Consider the following 25,504-nt stretch of genomic DNA (forward strand, 5'->3'; position numbering starts at 1 on the left):
GGGCGCTCACGACGAGGTGAGGACGTTGTGTCCCGCCTGCGCGGGCACCACCGCCACCGGCACCGGGTGCTCGACGCGCTCGCCGAGCATCAGCGTCCGTACCACCCGCTCGGCCGCCCGCCCGTCGTCGAACGCGCAGAACCGCGCCCGGAACCCGGACCGCAGCCGCGCCGACTCCTCGTCCCGCCAGGACCCGGACGCGAACAGCCACGCCAGCTCCCGGTAGGAGCGGGCCACATGGCCCGGCGCGTCGGCCGTGATGTCGAAGTACGCGCCCCGGCTCGCGGCGTACGCGCCCCAGTCGTCCGCGTGGATCACGATCGGCCGGCCCAGGTTGGCGTAGTCGAACATCAGGGCCGAGTAGTCCGTGACCAGCACGTCGGAGGCGAGCATCAGGTCCTCGACGTGCGGCTCGTCGGTCGCGTCGAGCACGACCCCGCGCCGGTGCAGCTCGGACAGGCCCATCCCGCGCGAGGGGCCGTCCGTGAGCGAGGGGTGCAGCCGGACGAGGAGGGTGTGGCCCTCGCCGAGGTCGTCGGCGAACCGGGCGAGGTCGATCCGGTCGACGAGGCCGCCGCGGACGTAGTCGCGGCGCGTCGGCGCGTACAGCACCACCCGGTGGCCGGCCGGGATGCCGAGGCGGGCGCGGACCGCCGCACCGTCCTCGGGCCGGGCCCGTACGAGGACGTCGTTGCGGGGGCTGCCGGTGCGCAGCGAGGTGAAGTGGCAGGGGTAGGCGCGGTCCCAGACCAGTTCGGAGTGGCGGTTGGCGACCAGGCTGTAGTCCCAGCGGTCGGCGCGGCGCAGCATCTGCGGCACGTCGAAGCCGTGCCGGGCGCCCGCCTTGTCGCGCAGGTCGGCTCCCATGTACTTCAGCGGGGTGCCCTGGTGGGTGTGCACATGGACGCTGCCCGCGCGCTTGACCAGGGTGCCGGGCCAGTTGACGTTGTTGATCAGGTACGTGGCGCGGGCGGTGACCCGGCGGTAGCCGAGCGAGTCCGGCAGGACGTACTCGACGCCGGGCGGCAGCAGCGGCACCTGGTCCTCGCGCACCACCCACACCCCCCGGACGTGCGGGGCGAGTTCGCGCGCCGCGTGGTAGACCGCGCCCGGGTCGCCGAGCACCCCGCGGTGCGAGAACGCCGAGTACACCGCGAGGTCCGGGTCCAGCGGCCGGTGCTCGTGCGCCGCGGACCAGCCGCTCTTGACCCGGGTGGCCGCCACCTTGCGCACCTGGAGCCCGCGCCGCCCGAGTTCCGCGCCGAGCCGGCCGGACTGGCGCCGGGCGAGGTAGGTCACGTAACCGCCCTGGAGGACACGCAGTTCGCGCGGCACCGGGCCGCCGCCCTCGTGCTTGCGGAAGAGGGCGGCCGTACGCCGGAAGAACTCGCCCTTGTCGGACGCGGGCAGCCGGTCCGGCTTGGCGAGGATGTCCAGACAGTGTTCGCCCATCTTGCGGTGCAGGAACGGGCGCCAGCTCGACAGCTGCGGGCGGGAGTCGACGAAGGCGAAGACGCGCTCGTACTGGTCGTGGATGTCGAAGTGCTTGCGACTGGTGGTGGACAGGATGTTGCCCTGGCGGCGCTGCCGGTAGTTCAGACAGATCCGGTCCAGGGTGGCGATCCGCTCCGCGCTGAGCAGGACCGGGAAGGTCCAGGGGGTGTCCTCGTAGTAGCCGGGCGGGAAGGTGAAGCCCTCCCGCTCGACGAACGCGCGGCGGTAGACCTTGTTCCACACGACCATCAACAGGTCGAGGATCTCAGGGTGTTCGGCGGCCGTGAAGCAGCCGTCGCCGCCCTCGGCCAGCACCTGCGCGAGGGCGTTGCGGCGCGTACCGCCCCACCAGTAGGTGCGCGCGTAGTCGAAGACCAGCACATCGGGGTCGGCCGTCTCGTCGAGGCGGTCGGCCATGGCGCGCAGGGTGCCCGGCGTGAGGGTGTCGTCGCTGTCGAGGAAGAAGAGGTAGTCCCCCGTCGCGTACGGCATTCCGGCGTTGCGGGCGCGGCCGAGGCCCACGTTCTGCGGCAGGTGCAGCACCCGCAGGCGCGGTTCGCGGGCCGCGTACTCGTCGAGGATCGCGCCGCAGCCGTCCGGCGAGCAGTCGTCGACCGCGATCACCTCGATGTCGGTGTACGACTGCTCCAGGACCGAGTCGAGGCACTCGCGCAGAAAGCCCTGCACCTTGAAGACGGGGACGATGACGCTGAAGCGGGGCACGTCAGCTCCTTACGAGGGGGGACGCGGCGGGGGCCGGAAGGCGCTCGGCGAGCGGGATCACCGGCGGGATCGCCTCCGGCGGCCGGCCCAGCAGCACTCTGCGGACGACCCGCTCGGCGGCCTGCCCGTCGTCGAACTGGCAGAAGCGCTCGCGGAACGCGGCCCGCAGGGCTCGCGAGGAGTCGTCCGCGTAGGAGCGGTCACGGAAGGCCCCCGCGAGCTCCTCCGGGGTGCGCACCACCGGCCCCGGCGGTGCCTCCATCAGGTCGAAGTAGACGCCCCGCGTCTCCCGGTAGACCTCCCAGTCGTCGGCGTACACGACGATCGGGCGGTCGAGGTTGGCGTAGTCGAACATGATCGACGAGTAGTCCGTGATCAGCGCGTCGGCGGCCAGACAGACGTCCTCCGAGGACCGGTGCCGGGTCACGTCGATGATCCGGCCGCTGCTTGTGCCCCTGCCCTCGTCGTAGAAGTAGTGGGCGCGCAGGAGCACGACGAACTCGTCGCCGATCTCCTCGCAGAAGGCCTCCAGGTCGAGCCGGGACTCGAAGCCGGTGCTGTAGTCGCGGTGCGTGGGCGCGTAGAGGAGGGCGGTCCTGCCCTCGGGGACGCCCAGCCGGGCGCGGACGCGGGCCACGTCCTCGGCGGTCGCCGTGCAGTAGACGTCGTTGCGCGGATAGCCGTACTCCAGGGCCTCGTACGTGCCCGGGAAGGCCCGCTCCCACATCTGGGTGGAGTGCCGGTTGGAGGAGAGGTTGTAGTCCCAGCGGTCCACCCGGGCCAGCAGCTTGGCGAAGCTGCCGGTCGCGGCGGCCACGATCGGATACGTCGACTGGTCGACACCCATCGTCTTCAGCGGCGTGCCGTGCTGGGTCTGCAGATGCACGCTGCCGGGCCGCTTGACGACACCGTCCGCGAAATTGGCGTTGTTGACCAGGTACTTGGCACGGGCCAGCACCTCCCAGGCGCGCGGGCTGCCGATCACCGCGTGGTCGACACCGTCCGGGACCTGGTCCACCGCGTCGGCCTCGACCAGGAACACCGAGCGTAGATGCGGGGCGAGTTCGAGGGCCTTGGCGTGGATCGCGGCCGGGCTGCAGGCGTAACCGCGGCCCCAGTAGGCGCAGTACACGACGAGGTTCTCGTCGAGGGGGAGGCGCAGTTGCGCGGCGTACCGCGCGCGGACGCTCAGCAGACGGGGGCGCGGCAGCTGCTGACCGGCCCTCGCCATCCGCCGGCTGACGCCGCGCAGCGCGCGGAAGGCGCTGTACGCCCCGGCCGCCAGGAGCCGGTACTGCACCCCGATCCGGCCCGGGGGCGGCTGGAACCCGGCGGGCCGGTGGCGCCGGTAGAGCCGGCCGGCGCGCCGGAAGAAGGCCCGGCGCCGGTGCAGCGGAAGCCGCTTCGGATGGGCGGCGGACTTCAGCACCGCCGCGAAGAGGTCACCGAACAGCGCCCGCGACCGCTCCACGGACAGTTCTTCCTCGGCCGCCCGGCTCAGCACCAGGTCGACCTGGTCGAGAAGCTGGAACTGGTGCTCGCCCGGCGTGTTCAGGCGGCTGCCCTGCCGCCGCAGCCGATGCCGTACGACGACCTGGCGCAGCACCGCCACCCGCCCGGCGGCGACCGTCACCAGGCCGCCCCAGCCGAGATCCGTGAAGTGCCCCGGGGGGAAGGCGAGGCGCCGCTCCCGCAGGAACGCCCGGCGGTAGGCCGCGCTCCACGCCGGAAGGCCCGCCCCGGTCAGCCGCGGCGCCCGGTCCGGGGGGAACACCCCGTCCGGGGCCTTCGGGAGGGGCGGTGTGCTGGTCTCGACGTCCCACCAGTGGACGCGTTCGTGTCCGAAGTAGAGGACGTCCGCTTCCTCGGGCTCCTTCCGGAGCGTGTGGTCCAGGGCGGCCAGCGCGCCCGGCACCAGGACGTCATCGCCGTCGAGGAAGAGCAGATACGTGCCGCTCGCCGCCCCGGTCCCGGTGTTGCGCGCCCCGCTCAGTCCGTCCGCGGGCGGTGAGTGGACCGGGGCGACCCGGGAGTCCCGCGCGGCGTACCCGGCGGCGACCTCGCCCGCCGGGGAGTCCGGCCCGTCGCAGACCGGGATCAGCTCGAAGTCGCCGAAGGACTGGTCGAGGACCGAGTCCAGTGCGAGGGCCAGTCGCCCGGCGACTCCATAAGTGGGGACGATGATACTGAAGCGGGGCATTCTGCTCTTTCTCTGCTTACTTCTCTGGTTGCTTCTCGGGCTACTGCCGGGGTGCTGGTGGGTGTCAGCGCCCGGGCCGCCCGGCGGGGCGCCAGGTGACGGGTCTCGTCGGTGTGGGCCGGGAGGGGCTGGAGGGCATGCCTGCTCCGGTTCAGAGGGTCTCGGCGACGGGGAGGACGGGGGTGCCGGGCGCGGGCACGGTGGCCAGGGGGGTCCGGGGACGGGCGGCGGCGGCCGAGGGGACCGGGTGGCGCTCCGCGGGCGGCAGCACCCGCGGCAGCCCGGCGCTCTCGCCCAGCACGACATGGCGTACGACCCGCTCGGCGGCGCGGCCGTCCTCGTACGGGCAGAACCGCTCGCGGAACGCGGTCCGCAGCTGGGTCGAGCGGGAGCCGCGCCAGTGGCCGGTCGCGAAGATGTCGATCAGCTCGTCCTCGCTGCGCGCGACCGCGCCCGGCGGGAAGTTCCGCAGGTCGAAGTAGGTGCCCCGGGAGGCCTGGTACGCCTCCCAGTCGTCCGCGTGGATCACGATCGGCCGGTCCAGGACCGCGTAGTCGAACATCAGGGAGGAGTAGTCGGTGACCAGCGCGTCCGAGGCCAGGCAGAGGTTCTCGATGCTCGGGTGGTCGGAGACGTCGATGAGCCGGGCCCCGGAGCGGGTGCTCAGCGCGGCGGCGTACGAGTGGTGGGCGCGGGTCAGGACGACGAACCGGGGGCCGAGCTGGCGCAGGACGCGCTCCAGATCGAGAGCGAGACGCTGGGTGCGGCGGTAGTCGCGGTAGGTCGGCGCGTACAGGACGGCGACCGTGCCCTCGGGGATGCCGAGGGACTGCCGCAGCCGGGTGACGTCCGTCGAGGTCGCCCGCTGGAACACGTCGTTGCGGGGGAGGCCGTACTCCAGCGTCGTGTACGCGGCGGGGAAGACGCGCTCCCAGATCAGGGTGGAGTGGCGGTTGCCCGACAGGCAGTAGTCCCACTTGTCGGCGCTGCGCAGCAGCTCGGCGAAGTCGGTGTCACGGGCGGCCGCCGGGCGGTCCTGGAGGTCGAGGCCCATGTACTTGAGCGGGGTGCCGTGCTGGGTCTGGATCATGATCTGGCCGGGGCGCTTGACCAGCCGGCGGTCGAAGTTGACGTTGTTGACGAGGTACTTGGAGCGGGCGAGCGCCGTCCAGTACGCCGTCGTACCGGGTCGCAGACGGCGCGTCGAGGCCGGGATCGTGTGGTGGTGCTCGGGGTGCGCGATCCACGCCGTACGGATGTGCGGGGCGAGTTCGCGGAACGCGGACTCCAGGGCGCCCGGGTTGCAGCCGTGGCCGCGCCCCCAGTAGCTGGAGAAGACGGCGCGGTCGGCGCGCAGCGGCAGGCGGAGCTGGACGCGGTAGTGGAACTGGAGGGCGCCGCCGCGGACCTTGCGCAGCAGCCCCTTGACGCCACGCAGCGCCTTCTTGTGGGTACTCGTGACCAGGCCGAGCAGCCGGTACGTGCGGTGGTTGCCGAGCCGGACCAGGGCGTGCCGCAGGCGGGTGCGGGGGCGGACGGGGGCGCCCGGGGCGCGGTAACGGCGGTAGTGGGTGCGGGCCTTGCGCAGGAACTCGGCGCGGGTGCCGCGCGGCAGCCGCCCCCGCTTGGTGAACACCGTGGAGAGGTGGTCGACCATGCGGCGGAACAGGACCGGACGCCAGCGTGCCAGCTCCGGGTGCGCGTCGAGATGCGCGAAGACACGGTCGTACTGCTCGAAGATGTCGAAGTGCTTGCGGCTGCTGGTGCCGAGGATGTTGCCCTGACGGCGCTGGCGGTAGTGCACACAGACCCGGTCGAGGGTGGCGATCGTCTCGGCGGAGATCAGCGCCGGGTAGGTCCAGGGGGTGTCCTCGTAGTAGCCGGGCGGGAAGGAGAGGCCCGCACGCTGCACGAACTCCCTTCGGTACGCCTTGTTCCACACCACCATCAGGACCCTGAGCAGCCCCGGCCGGTCGTCGAGCCGGAAGGGCGCGGGTCCCCGCTCGCTGAGCTGCTCCGCGAAGCGGTTGCGGACGATGTCCCCGTTCCAGTAGGTGCGCGCGTAGTCGTAGACCAGGACGTCCGGTTCGGCGGTCTCCTTCAGCCGGTCGGCGATCGCGCGCAGAGCGTCCCGGGTGAGGGTGTCGTCGCCGTCCAGGAAGAGCAGGTAGTCGCCGGTGGCGTGTTCGAGACCCGCGTTGCGGGCGCGGCCGAGGCCCACGTTCCCCGGCAGGCGGACGGGACGGACCCGGGAGTCACGGGCGGCGAACTCGTCGATGATCGCACCGCAGGCGTCGGGCGAGCAGTCGTCGACGGCGATCAGTTCGAGGTCCGGACAGGACTGCTCCAGCACGGATTCGAGGCATTCGTGCAGGTACGCCTGAACCTTGTACGCGGGGACGATGACACTGAACCTGGGCAAGGGACATCCATGGGTCGGCGCGGGCATACTGCCCGGCAACGGCCGAAGGGGTGACTTGGTTACGCCAGATGTGGCATACGGGGGATTCTGGGTGAACGCCGAGGGGCGAGCCGGTGTCCGGCTCGCCCCTGATGTGGTTATTTGTCCGGCTACTTCACCGCGCCCGCCATCACCCCGGACACGAACTGACGTTGGAACGCGAAGAACACGGCCAGCGGGATGACCATCGAGATGAAGGCGCCGGGCGCCAGCACGTCGATGTTGTTGCCGAACTGGCGTACCTGGGTCTGGAGCGCGACCGTGATCGGCTGGCTGCCCGCGTCGGAGAACACCAGCGCGACCAGCATGTCGTTCCACACCCACAGGAACTGGAAGATGCCGAGCGAGGCGATCGCGGGACCGCCGAGCGGCATCACGACCTTCAGGAACAGGCGCAGTTCACCCGCGCCGTCCAGCCGGGCCGCCTCCAGCAGCTCCCGGGGGATCTCCGCGAAGAAGTTCCGCAGCAGGAACACCGCGAAGGGCAGACCGAAGCCCACGTGGAAGAGAATCACCCCGAAGATCGTGCCGAAGATGCCGATCTTGCCGAAGAGTTCGGCGATCGGGATCAGCGCCACCTGCACGGGGACGACCAGCAGTCCGACCACCGCCAGGAACCACCAGTCGCGGCCCGGGAACTCCATCCAGGCGAAGGCGTAGCCCGCGAGCGCGCCGATGACGACGACGAGGACGGTCGCCGGGACGGTGATCAGCACCGTGTTTCCCAGCGAACTGGTGATGTCACCGTTCTCCAGGAGCTTCTGGTAACTGTCCACGGTGAGCTGGGAGGGCTCGCTGAAGACCTTCCACCAGCCGGACGCGCTCATGTCCTCCGGTGTGCGCAGCGAGGCCAGCAGCAGCCCGACCGTCGGCACCAGCCAGAACAGGCCGACGAGGAGGAGGAACACCCGGACGATCCCGCCGCTGACACCGCTCGCGAGCCGTGAGGCGAGCGACTGCCTGGGCTTGACGCCGGTGACGGGCGCGGTCTTCGTGAGACCGCCGACGTGGGTGGTCATCGCCGTACCTCCCGCCGCAGACGACGCACGTTGAACCACACCACCGGGATCACGAGCAGCAGCAGGAACACGGCGATCGCGCTCGCGATGCCCGGCTGGTCCTCGGAGAAGCCCTTCCGGTACAGCTCAAGGGCCAGCACGTTCGCGTCGTCCTGGGAGGAGCCCGGCGGGATGATGAAGACCAGGTCGAAGACCTTCAGCACGTTGATCATCAGCGTGACCAGGACGACGGCGAGGACGGGCGCGAGCAGCGGCACGGTGACCCTTCGCAGCACCTGCCACTCGTTCGCCCCGTCCACCCGCGCCGCTTCGAGGAGTTCACGCGGCACGCCAGCGAGCCCCGCCGCGATGAGCACCATGGCGAAGCCGGCCCACATCCAGACATACGCTCCGATCACGGCCGGGGTGACGAGCGACGGGCCGAGCCAGTCGACGCCGTTGTACGGCTCCCGGAAGTTGCTCGCCGGGAGCCGGAGCCGAGCCCCGTCTGCCTTGTCGGAGAGCGTGAAGGTGCCGTCGTCCCGTACCTTCGCCGAATCGACGACCTTGCCGTCCTTCACCGCCTCGATCTTCATGCCCGGGTAGCCGAGTTCGCCCGGGTCGACCTGGCCGAGCCTGCCGACGCCCTTGCCCCGGGTGAAGTCCTGCCAGGCGGTGCCGGTGACCTTGCCGGGCTCGGACGGTGCCTGTACGGCCTTCTTCGCGCCGCCCGGCATCTTGTCGGGGGCGACGCCGACGAGGGGAAGGGAGACGGACTGCCCGGTGTGCACGGCCTGTTGGGTGAGGAACCCGCCCTTCTCCGGCCGGAGCGGCGACTGCCGTCCCGGGTGGGCGTTCGGGAACGCCGACGACTCGGCGAAGGTGTCGTGCACCCCCACCCAGACCGCGTTCGCGACCCCCTTGTTCGGGTCCTGGTCGTACACCAGCCGGAAGATGATCCCCGCGGCGAGCATCGAGATCGCCATCGGCATGAAGACGACCAGCTTGAACGCCGTGCCCCAGCGGACCCGTTCGGTGAGGACCGCGAAGACGAGACCGAGCGCGGTCGCCACGGTGGGCGCGAACACGACCCAGATGACGTTGTTCTTGAGGGCGGTACGGATGCCGTCGTCGGTGAACAGCGCCTTGTAGTTGTCGACCCCGGCGAAACCGTCGCCGGACTGGTTGAGGAAGCTGCGGATCAGCGAGTACCCGATCGGGTAGACCACGAGCGCGCCGAGCAGCACGAGACAGGGCAGCAGGAACAGCACCGCCACGGTCCTGCGGGTGCCGGTCACGCTCTTGCGTGTGCGGGCCGGAGGAACCGGTGCGGTTCCTCCGGCCGTTGCCGACGTCATCGCCGGATCAGCTTCCGCTGCCGTACGCCGCCGCCGCGTCCTTCTCCAGCGTCGCCTGGGTGCCCGCGACGTCGGTCGGGTTCTTCAGGAAGTCCTGGAGGTCCTTCCACTCACCCTTGCCGGGCGTGCCGCCGAAGGCCTGCGGGGCCTGGTCGGACATGTCGAAGCGGAAGTCGTCGCCCGACGCGATCAGGGACTTGGCGATCTTCTGCTGCACCGCGTTCGGGTACGCCGAGGTCGGCACGTTCTTGTTGGGGGAGAGGTAGCCGCCCAGCTTGGCCTGGATCGTCGCCGCGTCCGGGGAGGCCAGGAAGGTGGCCAGCGCCTGCGCCGCCTTGGAGTCCTTCAGGATGACGGCCGCGTCGCCGCCGGAGACCACGGGTGCCGCGCTGCCCACGGCAGGGAACGGGAACACCTTCGCGTCCGTGCCCACCTTGGCCTTCGTCTCGCCGATGTTGACCTGTGCGAAGTCGCCCTCGAAGACCATGCCCGCCTTGGGCTGGTCGCCGCCGGTGAAGGTCTGGGTGACGGAGTTCGGGAACTCCGTCTGCAGGGCGCCGTTCGCGCCGCCCGCGATGTAGTTCTTCTTGCCCCAGATCCCGGCGAGGGTGGTGAGGGCCTGCTTGACGGACGGATCCGTCCATTTGATCTTGTGCTGGCTCAGCTGGTCGTACTTCTCCGGGCCCGCCTGGGAGAGATACACGTTCTCGAACCAGTCGGTGAGGGTCCAGCCGTCGGCGCCGCCGACGGAGAACGGGGTGACACCGGAGTCGTAGACCGTCTGCGCGGTCGTCAGCAGGTCCTGCCAGGTCTGGGGCTCCTTCGCGCCCGCGTTCTCGAAGACCTTGGCGTTGTACCAGATCAGCGACTTGTTGGCGGCCTTGTAATACACGCCGTACTGCTTGCCGCCCACCTTGCCGATGTCCTGCCAGCCCTGCGAGTAGTTCTTGGCGAGTTCGGCCACGGCCTCGGGGCCGAGGGGCTTGGCCCACTTCTTGTCGACGGCCTGTTTGATGGCGCCGGGCTGCGGGAGCAGCGCGACGTCCGGCGGCTGGCCGCCCGCGATCTTCGAACCGAGGAAGTTGATGATCGGGTCCTGGGCCGCCACGAAGGTCACCTTCGCGCCGGTGCGCTTCTCGAACTCCGCGAGGACCGTCTTGAAGTTCTTCTGCTCTTCGCCGGTCCAGACGGCGGCGACTTCGAGGCTCTCGCCGTTGAGCTTGGGGAGGGTGACGGTGTCGCCGCTCGCACTGGCACTGCTCGTACCGCCGTTCTCCTTCTTGTCCTTGCTGCCACCGCCACACGCGGTGAGGGCGAGCGCGACGGCGACGGCGGCTGCGGCGGCCTGTGCGGCCCTGGGTGACCTGCGGTGGTGTGCGGCTCTGCGTGACCTGTGCGTCGAGTGGTTGGGCGACTTGTGTGTACGAAGAGCTCTGTGCATCACTGCCCCGTTCTCGTTCTTCGTCGAACGTCCGGCGCTGTCCCGTGCGCTCTGGTCTACGCCCGGGGCATCGAGGGCGGCAAGAGCGCCTGCGCTGTCAAGCGGGTGATCGTGATTGGGTCGTGACGTGGGCGGCTGTGCGAACGCGGTGCGGACTCTGTGCGGCGGAGGCGCTCCGGCGGTGGTAGTGGCGCAAGGAGGACTGGAACACCGGGTGATGGTGGGTCAGCCGTGCGGAGTGAGGCGGACGGGGCCGGTGTGGACCGCGCCGTCGAGGGGGCTGCCGTCGCTGCGGGTGCCCGCGGTGAAGGCGCCGTCGGTGAGGACGGGCACGGTCGTACTCGCGTCCACCTCGACCGCGATCGCCACGTCGTCGGCGAAGCCGCTCCGGGCCAGTTCCAGGGCCGAGGCACAGGCGGCCACGGCCGCCGCCGCGTCGGGGGTCCCGGTGTAGGCGGTCCGTGCGGCGGCGGCCTCGGGCGACACCGGTCCGGCGCCGCCCGTCGCCTGGAGTGCGGCGATGACCGCTCCGGCCCCCATCAGGTCTTCCAGCCCCGGCCGCAGGCTGCCGTCCGGCCGGCGCTCGCCCGCGGCGATCACGGCGAGTGGCCGTTCCAGGGTCCCGTGACCATGGAGCGCCAGCCATCGGCCGACGGCCGACGCGTTGCGCAGACAGCCCGCGACCACGGTCGAGCCGCCCGCCGCCGCGGCGATGGCGGATCCGTTGGGTGAGGGGAGGACGAGCCGGGGGGTGAACGGGGCCCGCCGGAGCGCGGCGGGGGACAGCGACCAGGGAGAGGCCGCGGTGACCGCCCGCCGTCCGACCGCCAGTTCCGCGGCGTTGTCCCGGGCGAAGACGGACGCCGTCTCGTCCCGCCAGGCACAGGGGTGGACCCGGGTCCCCGCCTCGACGGCGACGTTCACGGACGTGCTGAACGACAACACGTCCACCACCACGAGACACCCGACCCCGACCGAGATCCGCTCCGCCCCACCGGCCCCCCACTCGAACCGGACCCCGTACTCCTGCTGCAGGTACCACTCACCCAGGTCGCTCATGTCATTCATGAGGGCCGAGTGTCGCGTACGGCTGTCGAAGACCTACAGCAACGACGGTATCTCCACGGCCGCCACCGACCTCGCCGCCCGCTCGAGCGCGCTGGCCAGCAGAGCCAGGTCCGTGGGGCCGTTGCCGAGTTCGCGGACCGGGCGGCGGGCCGGGGGGTCGCCCATGCGGTGCCATTCGAGGGGAACGACCGTGGGGCGGAGGGTGGCCGTGCGGGGGATGCGGCCCGTGACCCGGCCGGCCTGGAAGGGCGTGAGGCGACCGTCGGGAGTGGACAGGCGGCCCCGGCCGGGGGCGGGTTCGTCCGCGCCGGGGGACACCGGGTCGAGGGAGATACGGAGCGAGGCGGCGCGGCCCAGTTCGGTGGTCGCCGTGCGGCCGTCGTCCGCGGCGGCCGCCACCAGGTGCACACCGAGGCGGTCACCCTCGCGGGCGACGGCCTCCAGAGCCCGTACGACCGAACCGGCCGCCGGTCGTCCCGGGGAGCCCAGCGCGGGGGAGAGCAGCGCGTCCAGGTCGTCGATGATGACGAAGAGACGGGCCAACGGGGGGCCCGGATCCGTCCGTTCGCGGGCAGCCGCCGGGCGCAGCCGCAGGGTGGAACTGGGGGGCGCGTCGAGATCCGCGGCGCCGGAGGCGGCGGGAGAGACGGAGGGGGAGGCGGAGCCGGGCTTCGCTCCCGGGGAGGGTTTGGGGGTGCGCTGGGTGACCATCCGGCCCGACACCTCGCCGCGCGTGTGCCACTCCGCGAAGCCGAGCCGGCCCAGGAGCTCGGCCCGCCGCTTCAGCTCGGCGCTGAGTGCCTGGGCGAACTCCCGCATCCGCACGGGGTCGTTGGCGGTGAGGTGGGTGGTGACGTGGGGCAGGTCCGTACAGACCCGCAGCCCCTCCGCTCCTTGGCCCGCGCCGTGGCCCCCGGTGCTGTCCCGCCCGTCCATCAGCACGATCCCGAGCCGGTCGGGGCGCTCCGCGGCGGCCAGGGACGCGGCGATCGCGCGGAGCAACTCCGTACGACCGCTGCCGGGCGGGCCCTCGATCAGCAGGTGCGGGCCCTCGGCGGGGAGGTCCACGGCGACCGGGCCGCGCGGGCCGGCGCCGAGGACGGCCCGGCCGCGGCCACCGAGCGCGTCCGTGTCGTCCGCCGCGTCCGCCCAACGCGCCATGAGGGATGCGGGGGTGGCCCGGGCCAGTCCCAACTCGTCCAGCAGGCGGGCCGCTTGAGGGAGCGGAGCGGACACGCGTGCGTGGCGGTCGGTGCGCGCCCCGTCCGTACGGAGGGGGGCCAGTGCGCGCGCGAAACGCTCCGCCCAGGCCAGTGACACCGCGTCCACCGCGGCGACCGTGCCGTGCCCCACGGGCCCGTCGGATCCCACCCTCATCAGCCGCAGCGCCGTGGCCACATCCCCGCTGAGCAGCGCGACCGCCCCGCACTCCCGGAACGCCGGTGATGCCTCGCAGGCCGCCTCGTACGTCTCCGTCACCGGGGACGCGGGCGACGCCGACACGGTCTCGGCCAGACACACCACATGTATGCCCGCCCGCACGCCCTCGTGCGTCAGCCGCAGCACCGCCTCCCGTACGTCGGCGCCTCCGGGGTCCCCGTCCACGACGAGCACGGTGAACGGCCCCTCGAAGTCCCGGTCGATGCCCGTCGGGTCCTCGTCGCGGGCCCAGGACGGGCGCCGTGCGCCGCCCCGCGCGTCCACGGGGACGCGATCGGCCCTGTCGTACGCCCCCCGGGCGCCGCCCGTTTCCGTCAGCTGGTCCTCCAGGCGGCGCAGGAGCTCGTCCGTGCGGGCCGTCGCCTGTTCACGGTCGTAAGCGAGGAGGAGACGGCAGTCCTGGCCGTGGGTGGGTCGCAGATGCGGGAGCCAGCCGAGCCAGGACCACTCGGCGGTGCGCTCCTCCACAGGGCGGGAGCGGTCCGTGCTGATCAGGACGATGTCGAGGGCGTCGGGGGAGTGCAGCGCGGCGAGCTGGGCGACCACCGAGCGGGCCAGCCCGGCCAGCCGCGCCCGCGGCCCCGCCAGGCCCAGCGAGCCGACCTCCCGCAGGCCCGCGGTCACCGGCACCGCGGGCACCAGTCCCGAACCGTCGGGCGCCGCCCGGTCCGCCGTGCCCAGCCGCACCGTCAGCGTCTCCGGGTGGCCCGGGCCGCGCTCCCACAGCCGCGGTCCCGGACCCAGCGCGGTGAGCAGCAGCGTCGCGGGATCGGGCCAGCTCTCCGGGGCCTGCGTGGGCAGGGAGGCCGCCAGGAACTCCGCCGCCCCGTCATCCCCGTCCGTCTCGTACGGATCTCCCGGTCCGGTGCCCGGCACGTCGCCCCGGCCGCCGGTCAGCCGACGCGCCCACGCGCCGAACCCGCTCCGCTTGCGCATCCCCGGCGGTACGTCGGTGCCCCGCGTGGGCGTGCCTTTGCGGGTGCCCGGCTCCGGACCGGCCGCGGCCCGGGGCGTGACCTTGCCCCCCGACGCGTCCGGGCCGGACGGCCGCGCGGGCCTGCTCTCGATCCGGGGTGCACGGCCCTGCTCGGGCACGACCGGGCCGTGCTCCTGTGCTCCGGGGACGCCGCCCGCGGCTCCCCACTCCGCCGATCCGAAGCCGTGATGTGTGTCACCGACGGGCGGCACGGGCAGCGCGCGGGCACCGGAGGCGCCTCCCACGCGCGCGTGGGGCACGACAGGAGCCGAAGGACCGGCGGGGGCGGCGGAGGACGACGAGGGGCCGGGGCCGGTGGGCGGCTTCGGGCGGGTGGCCGTACCGGTGAGGGTGGTGACCCTGACGTGGCCCTCCCCGTCGGGCGTCGTGCCCACCGGATCCGCGCCACCGGGCGGAGCCAGTCGCAGGGCGGACTCGCCGACGCGCAGCAGCGCGCCCGGCCCGAAGCGGACCGGGCGGGTGCCGACCTGGGTGCCGTCCAGCGTCGTGCCGTTCGTCGAGCCCAGGTCGGCGACCGAGACGCGGCCGTCGGGGGTGACCGTGACCGCGCAGTGCAGGCGGGAGACGTCGGGATCGTCCAGCGGGACGTCCGCGTCGGCGGAGCGGCCGATGTCGATCCGGCCGCCGTGCAGCAGGTGGACGCCGCCCGCGTCGGGGCCCGCGACGACATGGAGCCGGGCCGCGACCCCGTCCACGTCGGGACCGGGCTCGGCGGGGCAGCCCAGGGACAGCACGGCGCCGTCCGTCAGGGGCGGCTCGCCCAGTGTGCAGCGCTGGCCGTCGAGGCGCTCGGCGCCCGCGTACAGCACGACGGGACCTCCGCCGAGCTCCCGGCCGCGGTCGTGCTGGCCTGCGCCCTCACCGCCGACCGCCGAGGCCAGACCCGCCGCCACCGCTGCCAGCGCCGTCCCGGCGGGAGCGGTGACCAGCACATCGCAGGCCGCGGCTCGCCCCCGCGGCTCCGAGGGCGAGCCCAGCGGGTCTACGACGGTCAGCCGGATCTGCATCGCCGCCAGCGGTCCCTTCCGCGCAGGCACCCGCGAGGAGGGCGAGGCTGTGCCGCGGTCCCCCACCGCAGATTCCCCCACCGCACACGGGCACGTCGGCCAGTACTGAAGGCATCCTCGCACCTGTCACTGACAACACGCCCGCCACCCACCGGCAAGTGATCTTGATTGGTCGGCTCTGCCCGTAAAAGTGCCTGACCAGTGCCCGACCGGTGCCCGCTTGAGATCGGTCACGTCGCCCCCGTGGACGTCGATCGGCAACCAACCGCCGCATGCGAGCGTCTTTCCATCGAACATGTGCGGGAACGCGTACGTAAGCGCTTATGCGAAGCACAGGTGCTTATGGGAAGCAGTGAGAAGCACAGGAAGACGACAGTCCGGTGCCAGGTGTCTCGGCACTACAGTGGGGCGGAAACCGCCACAGCACGTTGACGACGGCGGACGGACCAGGCAAGCAAGCAACAGGGAGCGCATGACGTGCGGCCGGTAGGGAGCAAGTACCTCCTTGAGGAGCCGCTTGGGCGCGGCGCCACAGGCACTGTCTGGCGAGCCCGCCAGCGGGAGACCGCGGGCGCCGAGGCGGCCGTCGCCGGCCAGCCCGGCGAGACCGTGGCGATCAAGGTCCTCAAGGAAGAGCTCGCCAACGACGCGGACATCGTGATGCGGTTCCTCCGGGAGCGCTCCGTCCTGCTGCGCCTGACCCACCCGAACATCGTGCGGGTACGGGACCTCGTCGTCGAGGGCGACCTGCTCGCCCTGGTCATGGACCTGGTCGACGGCCCCGACCTGCACCGCTATCTGCGCGAGAACGGTCCGTTCTCGCCGGTCGCCGCCGCCCTCCTCACCGCCCAGGTCGCCGACGCGCTCGCCGCCAGCCACGCGGACGGCGTCGTGCACCGCGACCTGAAGCCCGCGAACGTCCTGCTCAAGCAGGACGGCGGCCAGATGCACCCGATGCTCACCGACTTCGGTATCGCCCGGCTCGCCGACTCCCCGGGCCTCACCCGGACCCACGAGTTCGTCGGCACGCCCGCGTACGTCGCGCCGGAGTCCGCCGAGGGACGCCCGCAGACGTCCGCCGTCGACATCTACGGCGCGGGCATCCTGCTGTACGAGCTGGTCACCGGGCGTCCCCCGTTCGCCGGCGAGTCCGCCCTCGAAGTGCTGCACCAGCACCTGAGCGCCGAGCCGCGCCGCCCTTCCACGGTCCCGGACCCCCTGTGGACCGTCATAGAGCGCTGCCTGCGCAAGAACCCGGACGAGCGGCCCAGCGCCGAGAACCTCGCCCGCGGGCTGCGCACCGTCGCCCAGGGCATCGGTGTGCACGCCAACTCCGCGCAGATCGCCGCCGCGGAGGGCGTGGGCGCGCTGCTCGCCCCCGACCCGGCGCCGGCCGCGGTGCCGGGCGTGCCCGGCGCGGCCGACCCCACGCAGGTGCTGCCGCACAGCGCCCCGGGGGCCTACGACCCGAACGGCGCGACCAGCGTCCTGCCGCACACCGGCGCCCCCGGCATGCCCGGCGCCGCCGACCCCACCGCCGTACTGCCGCACCGCGGCGCCGCCGACCCGACCGCCGTCATGCCGCCGGTGCCCCCGCACCAGCCGGGCGGTCAGCCGGGACAGCCCGGGCAGCCGGGGCAGGGCGAGGACCCGCACCCCTGGCAGAGCCAGCTGCGCGCGGCCCGGGACCGCAACGAGCAGACCCAGGTCCAGTACCTCGACCCCGGCCAGGACCCGCTGCGCCGCCGTCCGCAGCGGCAGGTCGCGCGCCCGCAGCAACAGCAGCGCCCGCCGCAGGGACAGCAGCCGCCGCCCGGATACGGGTATCAGCAGCAGCAACAGCCGCAGCAGTACGCGCCTCAGCAGCAGCCTCAGCAGCAGCCCCAGCAGCAGCCGCAGCGCCGTCAGCGGCAGCAGCAGCCGCAGGGGTACGCCCCCGCGCCCCAGCAGCAGCCGCAGCCTCAGCGGTACGCGCCCCCGCCGCAGCAGCCCGAGGCACCGGCGCCCCGGCAGTCGCGCGAGCCGCGGCAGCGCAGCGCCAACCCGATGAAGATCCCGGGACTCGGCTGCCTCAAGGGGTGCCTGTTCACGATCGTCATCCTGTTCGTCGCCGGCTGGCTGGTCTGGGAGTTCAGCCCGCTCCAGCACTGGATCGGGACGACCAAGGGGTACTGGAGTGTGCTGAAGGACGGGTTCACCACCGCCACCAAGTGGATCGGGGATCTCGGCGGTTCCGGCAATTAGCTCCCGCCGATTCCCTTTTGATTCCCGGTGAATCCCTCGCGGTTCCCTCGTGACTCTGGGGATTTGTCGACATCTGACGGGTGATTTCCGTCTCCGGAGTGAAGGTTGGCTCTTCGGACGCGTACTTTTAGCGGCAACACGCGTCAGTAGGAGCAGTCTTGGCACGGAAGATCGGGAGCCGGTACACCGCCCACCAGATTCTGGGGCGGGGCAGCGCCGGCACGGTGTGGCTCGGTGAGGGACCTGAGGGGCCCGTCGCCATCAAGCTGCTGCGCGAGGACCTCGCGTCCGACCAGGAGCTGGTGGGCCGCTTCGTACAGGAGCGCACGGCTCTGCTCGGGCTCGATCACCCGCATGTCGTGGCGGTACGGGACCTCGTCGTCGACGGCAATGACCTCGCGCTCGTCATGGACCTCGTACGGGGCACGGATCTGCGCACCCGGCTCGACCGGGAACGGCGGCTGGCGCCCGAGGCCGCGGTCGCGATCGTGGCCGACGTCGCGGACGGGCTGGCGGCGGCGCACGCGGCCGGGGTCGTGCACCGGGACGTGAAGCCGGAGAACGTGCTGCTGGACATGCAGGGGCCGCTGGGTCCGGGGGGCTCGCACCCCGCGCTGCTCACGGACTTCGGTGTGGCCAAACTCATCGACTCGCCGCGGCGGACCCGGGCCACGAAGATCATCGGGACGCCGGACTATCTCGCGCCCGAGATCATCGAAGGGCTGCCGCCGCGGGCCGCCGTCGACATCTACGCCCTGGCGACCGTCCTGTACGAGCTCCTCGCCGGGTTCACGCCCTTCGGGGGCGGGCATCCCGGGGCGGTGCTGCGGCGGCACGTGACCGAGACGGTCGTACCGCTTCCCGGTATCCCCGAGGAGCTGTGGCAGCTGATCGTGCAGTGCCTGGCCAAGGCGCCGGCGTCGCGGTTGCGGGCCTCCGAGCTGGGGGCGCGGTTGCGGGAGCAGCTGCCGCTGCTGGCCGGGATGCCGCCGCTGGACGTCGACGAACCGGACGGCGAGTCGGCGCAGGACGTCCCCGAGGGGGGCGAGACGGCGGAGCCGACGGAGCCCGCTTCGCGGGTGCGGCGGGGGGCGGTGCCGTTGGTGCCGGGGGCTGCGCCGGACTCCAACCGGGACACGCATACGTCGATGCGGGTGCCGGGGCCGGACGAGCTGGCGGGTGGGGCGCGCGGGACGGCTAGGGCGCCGCGGGCGGCGGGGGCGCCTCGGCCGGGGTCGGCTCGGCACCGGGCGTCGGCGCGGCGGCGTCGGATCACGTTGGGGGTGGCGGGGGCGGTTCTTGTCGCTGTGGTGGGGGTCGGTACGTGGCTGGCCACGTCGGGTGACGACGCGGGGGCGACGCCGCACGACACGAAGAACTCGGCCCCGGCGTCCCCCTGACCCCCACTCCGCCCCGGGGCTCCGCCCCGGACCCCGGTTGTTCGGCCGCGGGTGGGTGGGGGCTGGTCGCGCAGTTCCCCGCGCCCCTTGGAGGATGGGGCTTCGCCCCTGGCCCCCTGGCTGGTGGTTGGTTGGCTGCGGGGCGGTGGGGGTTGATCGCGCAGTTCCCCGCGCCCCTGGGGGGCGGGGTTTCGCCCCTGGCCCGTGGCTGCGGGGCGGTGGGGGCTGGGCGTGCAGCGCCCGGAACCGACGGTCCCGCGCCCCTGGCCCCGGGAGGGACCCCCGTCGGGCGAGGGGCGAGCCTCGCTTGCGGCAGCCGTTACGCTGGAGGCGTGGCAGTCGTCGATGTATCCGAAGAGCTCAAGTCCCTCTCCTCGACCATGGAGTCGATCGAGGCCGTCCTGGACCTCGACAAGCTGAGGGCAGATGTCGCCGTGCTCGAGGAGCAGGCGGCCGCGCCGTCCCTGTGGGACGACCCGGACGAGGCGCAGAAGATCACCAGCAAGCTGAGCCACCTCCAGGCGGAGGTCAGGAAGGCCGAGGCGCTGCGCGGGCGTATCGACGATCTGAGCGTGCTCTTCGAGATGGCCGAGGAGGAGGACGACCCGGACGCCCGTGCCGAGGCCGAGTCCGAGCTCGTCGCCGTCAAGAAGGCGCTGGACGAGATGGAAGTCCGGACGCTGCTCTCGGGGGAGTACGACTCCCGTGAGGCCGTCGTCACCATCCGTGCCGAGGCCGGCGGCGTCGACGCCTCCGACTTCGCCGAGAAGCTCCAGCGCATGTACCTGCGCTGGGCCGAGCGCCACGGGTACAAGACCGAGCTCTACGAGACCTCGTACGCGGAAGAGGCGGGCATCAAGTCCACCACCTTCGCCGTCCACGTCCCGTACGCGTACGGAACGCTCTCCGTGGAGCAGGGCACCCACCGCCTCGTGCGCATCTCGCCGTTCGACAACCAGGGGCGCCGCCAGACGTCATTCGCGGGTGTCGAGATCCTGCCCGTCGTCGAGCAGACCGATCACATCGAGATCGACGAGTCCGAGCTGCGCGTGGACGTGTACCGGTCGTCCGGCCCCGGCGGCCAGGGAGTGAACACCACCGACTCCGCGGTGCGCCTCACCCACCTCCCCACCGGAATCGTCGTCTCCTGCCAGAACGAGCGGTCGCAGATCCAGAACAAGGCGAGCGCGATGAACGTGCTCCAGGCCAAGCTGCTCGAGCGGCGCCGCCAGGAGGAGCAGGCCAAGATGAACGCCCTGAAGGGCGACGGCGGCAACTCCTGGGGAAACCAGATGCGTTCGTACGTCCTGCACCCCTACCAGATGGTCAAGGACCTGCGGACCGAGTTCGAAGTCGGTAACCCCGAGGGCGTTTTCGGCGGGGAGATCGACGGATTCATCGAGGCCGGAATTCGCTGGCGCAAGCAGCAGGAGAAGTAGTTCGAGGTATCAACATCACCTGGATGCCTCTTTGTCGACAAGGCAACTGCCGCCCATCGGGCGGCAGTTGCCTTTTGTGTGGGGGAATTCTGGGTTTTACGTCACAGTCACATGTCCGCAGGGCAGGCAAATGTCACTGATCCGGACATCGCGTACGCAACGACCTTGACGTTGCTGTGAAAACTGGGAAGGGTGACGTGTGGCATGCGTATCTCCGGGGCGCATGTGAACCGGGGGCTGAGCGAGCCGCCTGTGACGCCGTGGCCCCGGGCGCTGCTCCATTGACGATCAGCTACTGGGGGTAGCAAACAGATGACCAAGAAGACGCGGATCCGCGTGGCACGCATAGCGGCCGGTGTGGTGATCGCCGCCGGTGCTTCGCTGACTGCCGCGGGTGCCGCCTCGGCTCTCGACATCAATGTCGGTGTCACGGTTGACGGAGACCCGAGCGCCACCCCGACCGAGACGGTCATTCCCACCGACCCGGCCACCCCGACCGACCCGACGACGGACCCTGGCACGCCGACGGACCCGGGTACGCCCACCATCCCGAGCACGCCGACCGACCCGGCCACGCCCACCACGACGCCGCCGACGGACGAGCCCACCGACCCCACCGAGAACCCCACCGAGCCCACCGACCCGACGGACAGCCCGACGGACGGTTCCGGCACCGGCACCGGTGGCAATGACAGCAACCCCGACGGCGGCTCCAAGCCCGTCGAGCAGGGCAAGGGTTCCTCCGGCCTGACCGACACCGGCGCGAACACCTCGTCCGACACCTCCGCCCAGGGCAAGAACGGGCAGCTGGCCGAGACGGGTGCCGCCGAGACCACGTTCCTGCTGGTCGGCGCCGCCACGATGATCGCGGGCGGTATCGGCTTCCGTCTGCTGCCGCGCCTCGCGAACGGCCGCGGCGCCGCTGCCTGACGCGGCTGAGCGCAGCACGAGAGGGGCCCGGAGCTGACTGCTCCGGGCCCCTCTCGCGTCAAGCACGTCAGCGATGCTCGGGATGGTTCACACAGTGACCGACCGTCTCGGACGGTGACCACCATGACGAACACCGCGGTGACCACCGCGGTGACCACCTGAGATGGTGACCGAGGTCACACCGCTGCTCTCGGGAGACTCATACCGTCTGGTGCGCCAGCAGTGCCACCGCCGCGATCAGCACGGCGAGCAGCGCGATCAGCGCCATCGGGTTCAGCCCCGCGAAGGGGCTCTCCTGCTGCAGCCGCTCCCGGTTCGCGCGGCAGACCGGGCAGCGGCCCTCGCTGACGGGCGCCGCGCAGTTCGCGCACACCAATCGGTCGTACGTCATGCGCTTGCCCTCCTTGCGCCGTCCTCCGCCGCTTACATAACGTCGCGGGGAACGCAACCGTTCCCCTTCCACTGTGCCAGGTTCCGCGGGAAACGGCGCGGCTCGCCTTATCCTGCCCTGTGCTCCGCGGGTTAGGCAGGGAAACGGGCGCTTCCGAAGGAGCGGGCGGCGTCTGGTTCGCGGCTGCCGGCCGGTGGGGCCGGGCGCGCGGTTCCCCGCGCCCCTGCGGGGTGCCCGTACAAAGGCCCGTACAAAAGGGCCCCGCCAAAGACCTGTACAAAAACGCACAAGCCCCGCACAACCCCCGCGCAACCCTGACCGGCGACTGCGCTCGTGCACCCGGTTCGCGTATGGTCACGCTCACCTACCCCCGGCGACCCGTGGTGCATCCGTGATCCGATTCGACAGTGTCTCCAAGGTCTACCCCAAGCAGACCCGCCCCGCTCTCAGGGATGTCACCCTGGAGGTCGAGCGTGGTGAGTTCGTGTTCCTCGTGGGGTCCTCCGGCTCCGGAAAGTCCACCTTCCTGCGGCTGATCCTCCGCGAGGAGCGGACCAGCCAAGGCCAGGTGCACGTCCTGGGCAAGGACCTCGCGCGCCTCTCCAACTGGAAGGTGCCGCAGATGCGCCGCCAGCTGGGGACCGTGTTCCAGGACTTCCGCCTGCTGCCGAACAAGACGGTCTCCGAGAACGTCGCCTTCGCGCAGGAGGTCATCGGCAAGTCCCGCGGAGAGATCCGCAAGTCCGTGCCCCAGGTGCTCGACCTCGTCGGGCTCGGCGGCAAGGAGGACCGGATGCCCGGCGAGCTGTCCGGTGGTGAGCAGCAGCGCGTGGCCATCGCGAGAGCCTTCGTGAACCGGCCCAAGCTCCTCATCGCGGACGAGCCGACCGGCAACCTCGACCCGCAGACCTCCGTCGGCATCATGAAGCTGCTCGACCGCATCAACCGGACGGGCACCACCGTGCTGATGGCGACGCACGACCAGAACATCGTGGACCAGATGCGTAAGCGCGTCATCGAGCTGGAGCAGGGCCGCCTCGTCCGCGACCAGGCGCGCGGCGTCTACGGCTACCAGCACTGACGACGGTCCACGGAAAGGCTTAGCAGACGCCATGCGCCCCCAGTTCGTTCTGTCGGAGATCGGTGTCGGTCTCCGGCGTAATCTGACGATGACCTTCGCGGTCGTCGTCTCGGTCGCCCTCTCCCTCGCCCTGTTCGGCGGCTCGCTGCTGATGAGCGACCAGGTGAGCACCATGAAGGGCTACTGGTACGACAAGGTCAACGTCTCGGTCTTCCTCTGCAACAAGAGCGACGCGGAGTCCGATGCCCACTGCGCCAAGGGGGCCGTGACCACCGAGCAGAAGGACCAGATCCTCGGCGACCTCAAGAAGATGACCGTCGTCGAGAAGGTCTCGTACGAGTCGGCGGACCAGGCCTACAAGCACTACAAGGAGCAGTTCGGCGACTCCCCGCTGGCCAGCTCCCTCACGCCGGACCAGATGCAGGAGTCGTACCGCATCAAGCTGAAGGACCCGCAGAAGTACCAGGTCATCGCGACCGCCTTCGACGGCCGTGACGGCGTGCAGTCCGTGCAGGACCAGAAGGGCATCCTGGACAACCTCTTCGGGCTGCTCAACGGCATGAACTGGGCCGCGCGCGCGGTGATGGCGATGATGCTCGTCGTCGCCCTGATGCTGATCGTCAACACGGTGCGCGTCTCGGCGTTCAGCCGGCGCAGGGAAACCGGCATCATGCGGCTCGTGGGCGCCTCCGGGTTCTACATCCAGGCGCCGTTCATCATGGAGGCCGCGGTCGCCGGACTGATCGGCGGAGGCGTCGCCTGCGGATTCCTGGTGGTCGCGCGGTACTTCATCATCGATCACGGCCTCGCGCTGTCCCAGAAGCTGAATCTGATCAACTTCATCGGCTGGGACGCCGTGCTCACCAAGCTGCCGCTCATCCTCGCGACGAGTCTGCTGATGCCCGCGCTTGCGGCGTTTTTCGCGTTGCGCAAGTACCTGAAGGTGTGACGCATGCCAAGGGGGCCGTACTGCCAACCGGCGGTACGGCCCTTTGCGTTGTCCTAGACTCACCGCCATGTCAGGCCGAGACCTGTTCTGTCAGCCCCGCCGCGCAGGCCGCGGGGCCGCCCTGACATTGCTTTTCGCGAGTGTCCTCGTCGCGGGGGCCGCGACCGGGTCCTTCGGTGATCCCGACCGGAAATCCCCGTCCCCCTCGGCGCGTTCGACCCCGGCGGCCCACCGTGAGACGGTCACCGACGCCGCCGCAGAGGCGATGGCCGACGGCAAGTCCCCCATGGAAGCCGCCGAGCGGGCCGTCAGCCGCAGCGGGGACCGCTGGGGCGCCGTCTACTCCCAGGGCGAGTACGAGGAGTTCGAGGAGGCCCTCGACGGCCAGTACACGGGCGTGGGGCTGTGGGCCCGGCGTGAGCGTGACGGCCGTATCGAGGTGGCCCGGGTGCAGAGCGGCTCGCCCGCGGCGGCTGCCGGGATCCGCACGGGCGACCGGCTGCGCAGCGTCGACGGCGAGAAGGTGGACGGCCGGCCGGTCACCGAGGTCGTCTCGTTACTGCGCGGGGACGCGGACGACGCCGCCGCCGGTACGAAGGTCTCCCTCGGTCTGGAGCGCGGCACACGCGCGTGGAGTGAGACGGTGCGCCGGGCGCGGCTGTCCACGGACTCCCTGACCGTCCGCAAGCTCCCCGGCGGCGTCACCGTGATCAAGGTCGCCGCCTTCACCAAGGGCGTCGGTGACGCCGTACGGACCGCCGTCGAGCAGACCCCCGAGCACGCCGGGATCGTCCTCGACCTGCGCGGCAACTCCGGCGGACTGGTCACCGAGGCCGTCACCGCCGCCTCCGCCTTCCTCGACGGCGGCCTCGTCGCCACCTACGACGTCAACGGCGCGCAGCGCTCCCTGCACGCCGATCCCGGCGGCGACACCACCAGACCCCTGGTCGCGCTCGTCGACGGCGGCACGATGAGCGCGGCCGAACTGCTCACCGGCGCCCTCCAGGACCGCGGCCGTGCGGTCGTCGTGGGCTCCAGGACCTTCGGCAAGGGCTCGATCCAGATGCCGAGCCGGCTGCCCGGCGGCTCCGTCGCCGAGCTGACCGTCGGCCACTACCGCACCCCCGCCGGGCACACCGTCGACGGGCGGGGCATCACCCCCGACCTGGAGGTGGACGCGGAGGCCCTGGAGCGGGCGGCGACCGTGCTCAGCGGTCTCGGCGACCCTTCGTAGCCACCGGCTCGGCGCTCTTGTAATCGGCTTTCCCCCGGACCCCCCTGTAGTGCGAAAATGGTCAGCACTATGAGTAAGGGAATGTACGTACCGAAGGAGTCCCAGCCCAAGCAGGGCGGAGGGGCCGCGAAGGCCAAGGACGGCAAGCGCAAGATCGTCGCGCAGAACAAGAAGGCACGGCACGACTACGCGATCATCGACACCTACGAGGCCGGGCTCGTCCTGACCGGCACCGAGGTGAAGTCGCTGCGCCAGGGACGCGCCTCGCTGACCGACGGCTTCGTCCAGATCGACGGGAACGAGGCGTGGCTGCACAACGCCCACATTCCCGAGTACAGCCAGGGCACCTGGACCAACCACACGGTGCGCCGCAAGCGCAAGCTGCTCCTGCACCGCGAGGAGATCGACAAGCTGGCGTCGAAGTCGGAGGAGACGGGTCACACGATCGTGCCCCTCGCCCTGTACTTCAAGGACGGCCGCGCCAAGGCCGAGATCGCGCTCGCCCGCGGTAAGAAGGAGTACGACAAGCGGCAGACCCTGCGTGAGAAGCAGGACCGCCGGGAGTCGGACCGCGCGATCGCGGCGGCGAAGCGGAAGCAGCGGGGCGAGTAGCCACGGGGAATACGGTGGCATCGACGTGCGTTGGTCA

General features: G+C 71.6%; 17 protein-coding genes. 8 read left to right on the forward strand and 9 right to left on the reverse strand.

From position 1 onward, the window contains the following. Positions 1–6: 6 nt before the first annotated feature. The 8 genes from ACIRA5_RS28880 to ACIRA5_RS28915 form a co-directional block, all read right to left on the reverse strand. The gene (locus ACIRA5_RS28880; protein ID WP_403695277.1) at positions 7–2,217 is read right to left on the reverse strand and encodes a CDP-glycerol glycerophosphotransferase family protein; all 2,211 of its coding nucleotides are present in this window, start codon (positions 2,215–2,217) and stop codon (positions 7–9) included. A gap of 1 nt (position 2,218) precedes the next feature. Next, the gene (locus tag ACIRA5_RS28885) at positions 2,219–4,417 is read right to left on the reverse strand and encodes a CDP-glycerol glycerophosphotransferase family protein (protein WP_403695280.1); all 2,199 of its coding nucleotides are present in this window, start codon (positions 4,415–4,417) and stop codon (positions 2,219–2,221) included. Between the two features lie 151 nt (positions 4,418–4,568). Next, positions 4,569–6,839 carry a CDP-glycerol glycerophosphotransferase family protein gene (locus tag ACIRA5_RS28890; protein WP_403695283.1) on the reverse strand — a complete coding sequence of 757 codons (2,271 nt, stop codon included), beginning with the start codon at positions 6,837–6,839 and terminating at the stop codon, positions 4,569–4,571. A 149-nt stretch (positions 6,840–6,988) separates the two neighbouring features. Then, positions 6,989–7,897: a carbohydrate ABC transporter permease gene (locus tag ACIRA5_RS28895; RefSeq protein WP_403695286.1), complete on the reverse strand. Its 909-nt coding sequence runs from the start codon at positions 7,895–7,897 to the stop codon at positions 6,989–6,991. Next, entirely contained in the window at positions 7,894–9,234 is a 1,341-nt protein-coding gene (locus tag ACIRA5_RS28900; RefSeq protein ID WP_403695288.1) for a carbohydrate ABC transporter permease, read from the reverse strand. Before ACIRA5_RS28900 ends, ACIRA5_RS28895 begins: the two co-directional genes overlap by 4 nt. Before the next feature lie 7 nt (positions 9,235–9,241). Further along, positions 9,242–10,675, reverse strand: a complete 1,434-nt coding sequence (locus ACIRA5_RS28905) for an ABC transporter substrate-binding protein (RefSeq protein ID WP_403695291.1) — start codon at positions 10,673–10,675, stop codon at positions 9,242–9,244. Between the two features lie 225 nt (positions 10,676–10,900). After that, entirely contained in the window at positions 10,901–11,743 is an 843-nt protein-coding gene (locus tag ACIRA5_RS28910) for a 2-phosphosulfolactate phosphatase (RefSeq protein ID WP_403695294.1), read from the reverse strand. A gap of 33 nt (positions 11,744–11,776) precedes the next feature. Next, on the reverse strand, positions 11,777–15,187 hold the full coding sequence (locus ACIRA5_RS28915) for an FHA domain-containing protein (RefSeq protein ID WP_403695839.1): 3,411 nt from the start codon (positions 15,185–15,187) through the stop codon (positions 11,777–11,779). 477 nt (positions 15,188–15,664) lie between these two features. On the opposite strand from ACIRA5_RS28915, the gene ACIRA5_RS28920 reads away from it, so the two are divergent. From ACIRA5_RS28920 to ACIRA5_RS28935, 4 genes are all read left to right on the forward strand, one after another. Further along, positions 15,665–17,431, forward strand: a complete 1,767-nt coding sequence (locus ACIRA5_RS28920) for a serine/threonine-protein kinase (RefSeq protein ID WP_403695297.1) — start codon at positions 15,665–15,667, stop codon at positions 17,429–17,431. Positions 17,432–17,589: 158 nt separating this feature from the next. Continuing rightward, on the forward strand, positions 17,590–18,831 hold the full coding sequence (locus tag ACIRA5_RS28925; RefSeq protein ID WP_403695300.1) for a serine/threonine-protein kinase: 1,242 nt from the start codon (positions 17,590–17,592) through the stop codon (positions 18,829–18,831). Between the two features lie 332 nt (positions 18,832–19,163). After that, entirely contained in the window at positions 19,164–20,270 is a 1,107-nt protein-coding gene (prfB, locus tag ACIRA5_RS28930) for a peptide chain release factor 2 (protein WP_403695303.1), read from the forward strand. 312 nt (positions 20,271–20,582) lie between these two features. Then, positions 20,583–21,200: an LPXTG cell wall anchor domain-containing protein gene (locus ACIRA5_RS28935; protein ID WP_403695306.1), complete on the forward strand. Its 618-nt coding sequence runs from the start codon at positions 20,583–20,585 to the stop codon at positions 21,198–21,200. Positions 21,201–21,399: 199 nt separating this feature from the next. Here ACIRA5_RS28935 and ACIRA5_RS28940 read toward each other — a convergent pair whose 3' ends face one another. Next, entirely contained in the window at positions 21,400–21,591 is a 192-nt protein-coding gene (locus tag ACIRA5_RS28940; RefSeq protein ID WP_095854342.1) for a hypothetical protein, read from the reverse strand. Between the two features lie 391 nt (positions 21,592–21,982). Between ACIRA5_RS28940 and ftsE the strand changes: the two genes are divergently transcribed. From ftsE to smpB, 4 genes are all read left to right on the forward strand, one after another. Beyond that, complete coding sequence (ftsE, locus tag ACIRA5_RS28945; RefSeq protein ID WP_067379910.1) at positions 21,983–22,672, forward strand: cell division ATP-binding protein FtsE; 690 nt, start codon at positions 21,983–21,985, stop codon at positions 22,670–22,672. Between the two features lie 31 nt (positions 22,673–22,703). Then, positions 22,704–23,621, forward strand: coding sequence for a permease-like cell division protein FtsX (ftsX, locus tag ACIRA5_RS28950; protein ID WP_403695309.1), 918 nt, complete (start codon positions 22,704–22,706; stop codon positions 23,619–23,621). A 67-nt stretch (positions 23,622–23,688) separates the two neighbouring features. Further along, positions 23,689–24,855, forward strand: coding sequence for a S41 family peptidase (locus ACIRA5_RS28955; protein WP_403695311.1), 1,167 nt, complete (start codon positions 23,689–23,691; stop codon positions 24,853–24,855). Between the two features lie 69 nt (positions 24,856–24,924). After that, positions 24,925–25,467 (forward strand): SsrA-binding protein SmpB, encoded by a 543-nt coding sequence (gene smpB, locus ACIRA5_RS28960; protein WP_054229635.1) that lies wholly within the window; start codon positions 24,925–24,927, stop codon positions 25,465–25,467. The last annotated feature ends 37 nt before the right edge of the window (positions 25,468–25,504 follow it).

This window comes from Streptomyces sp. NPDC096311, assembly GCF_044763085.1.
Taxonomy (GTDB): Bacteria; Actinomycetota; Actinomycetes; order Streptomycetales; family Streptomycetaceae; genus Streptomyces.

Excerpts from the sequence above, each read along its gene's own strand:
- ACIRA5_RS28885 (WP_403695280.1), bottom strand. The coding sequence starts at position 4,417 with ATGCCCCGCTTCAGTATCATCGTCCCCACTTATGGAGTCGCCGGGCGA.
- ACIRA5_RS28895 (WP_403695286.1), bottom strand. The coding sequence starts at position 7,897 with ATGACCACCCACGTCGGCGGTCTCACGAAGACCGCGCCCGTCACCGGC.
- ACIRA5_RS28900 (WP_403695288.1), bottom strand. The coding sequence starts at position 9,234 with ATGACGTCGGCAACGGCCGGAGGAACCGCACCGGTTCCTCCGGCCCGC.
- ACIRA5_RS28905 (WP_403695291.1), bottom strand. The coding sequence starts at position 10,675 with ATGCACAGAGCTCTTCGTACACACAAGTCGCCCAACCACTCGACGCAC.
- ACIRA5_RS28910 (WP_403695294.1), bottom strand. The coding sequence starts at position 11,743 with ATGAATGACATGAGCGACCTGGGTGAGTGGTACCTGCAGCAGGAGTAC.
- ACIRA5_RS28915 (WP_403695839.1), bottom strand. The coding sequence starts at position 15,187 with ATGCAGATCCGGCTGACCGTCGTAGACCCGCTGGGCTCGCCCTCGGAG.
- ACIRA5_RS28935 (WP_403695306.1), top strand. The coding sequence starts at position 20,583 with ATGACCAAGAAGACGCGGATCCGCGTGGCACGCATAGCGGCCGGTGTG.
- ACIRA5_RS28940 (WP_095854342.1), bottom strand. The coding sequence starts at position 21,591 with ATGACGTACGACCGATTGGTGTGCGCGAACTGCGCGGCGCCCGTCAGC.
- ftsX (WP_403695309.1), top strand. The coding sequence starts at position 22,704 with ATGCGCCCCCAGTTCGTTCTGTCGGAGATCGGTGTCGGTCTCCGGCGT.
- ACIRA5_RS28955 (WP_403695311.1), top strand. The coding sequence starts at position 23,689 with ATGTCAGGCCGAGACCTGTTCTGTCAGCCCCGCCGCGCAGGCCGCGGG.
- smpB (WP_054229635.1), top strand. The coding sequence starts at position 24,925 with ATGAGTAAGGGAATGTACGTACCGAAGGAGTCCCAGCCCAAGCAGGGC.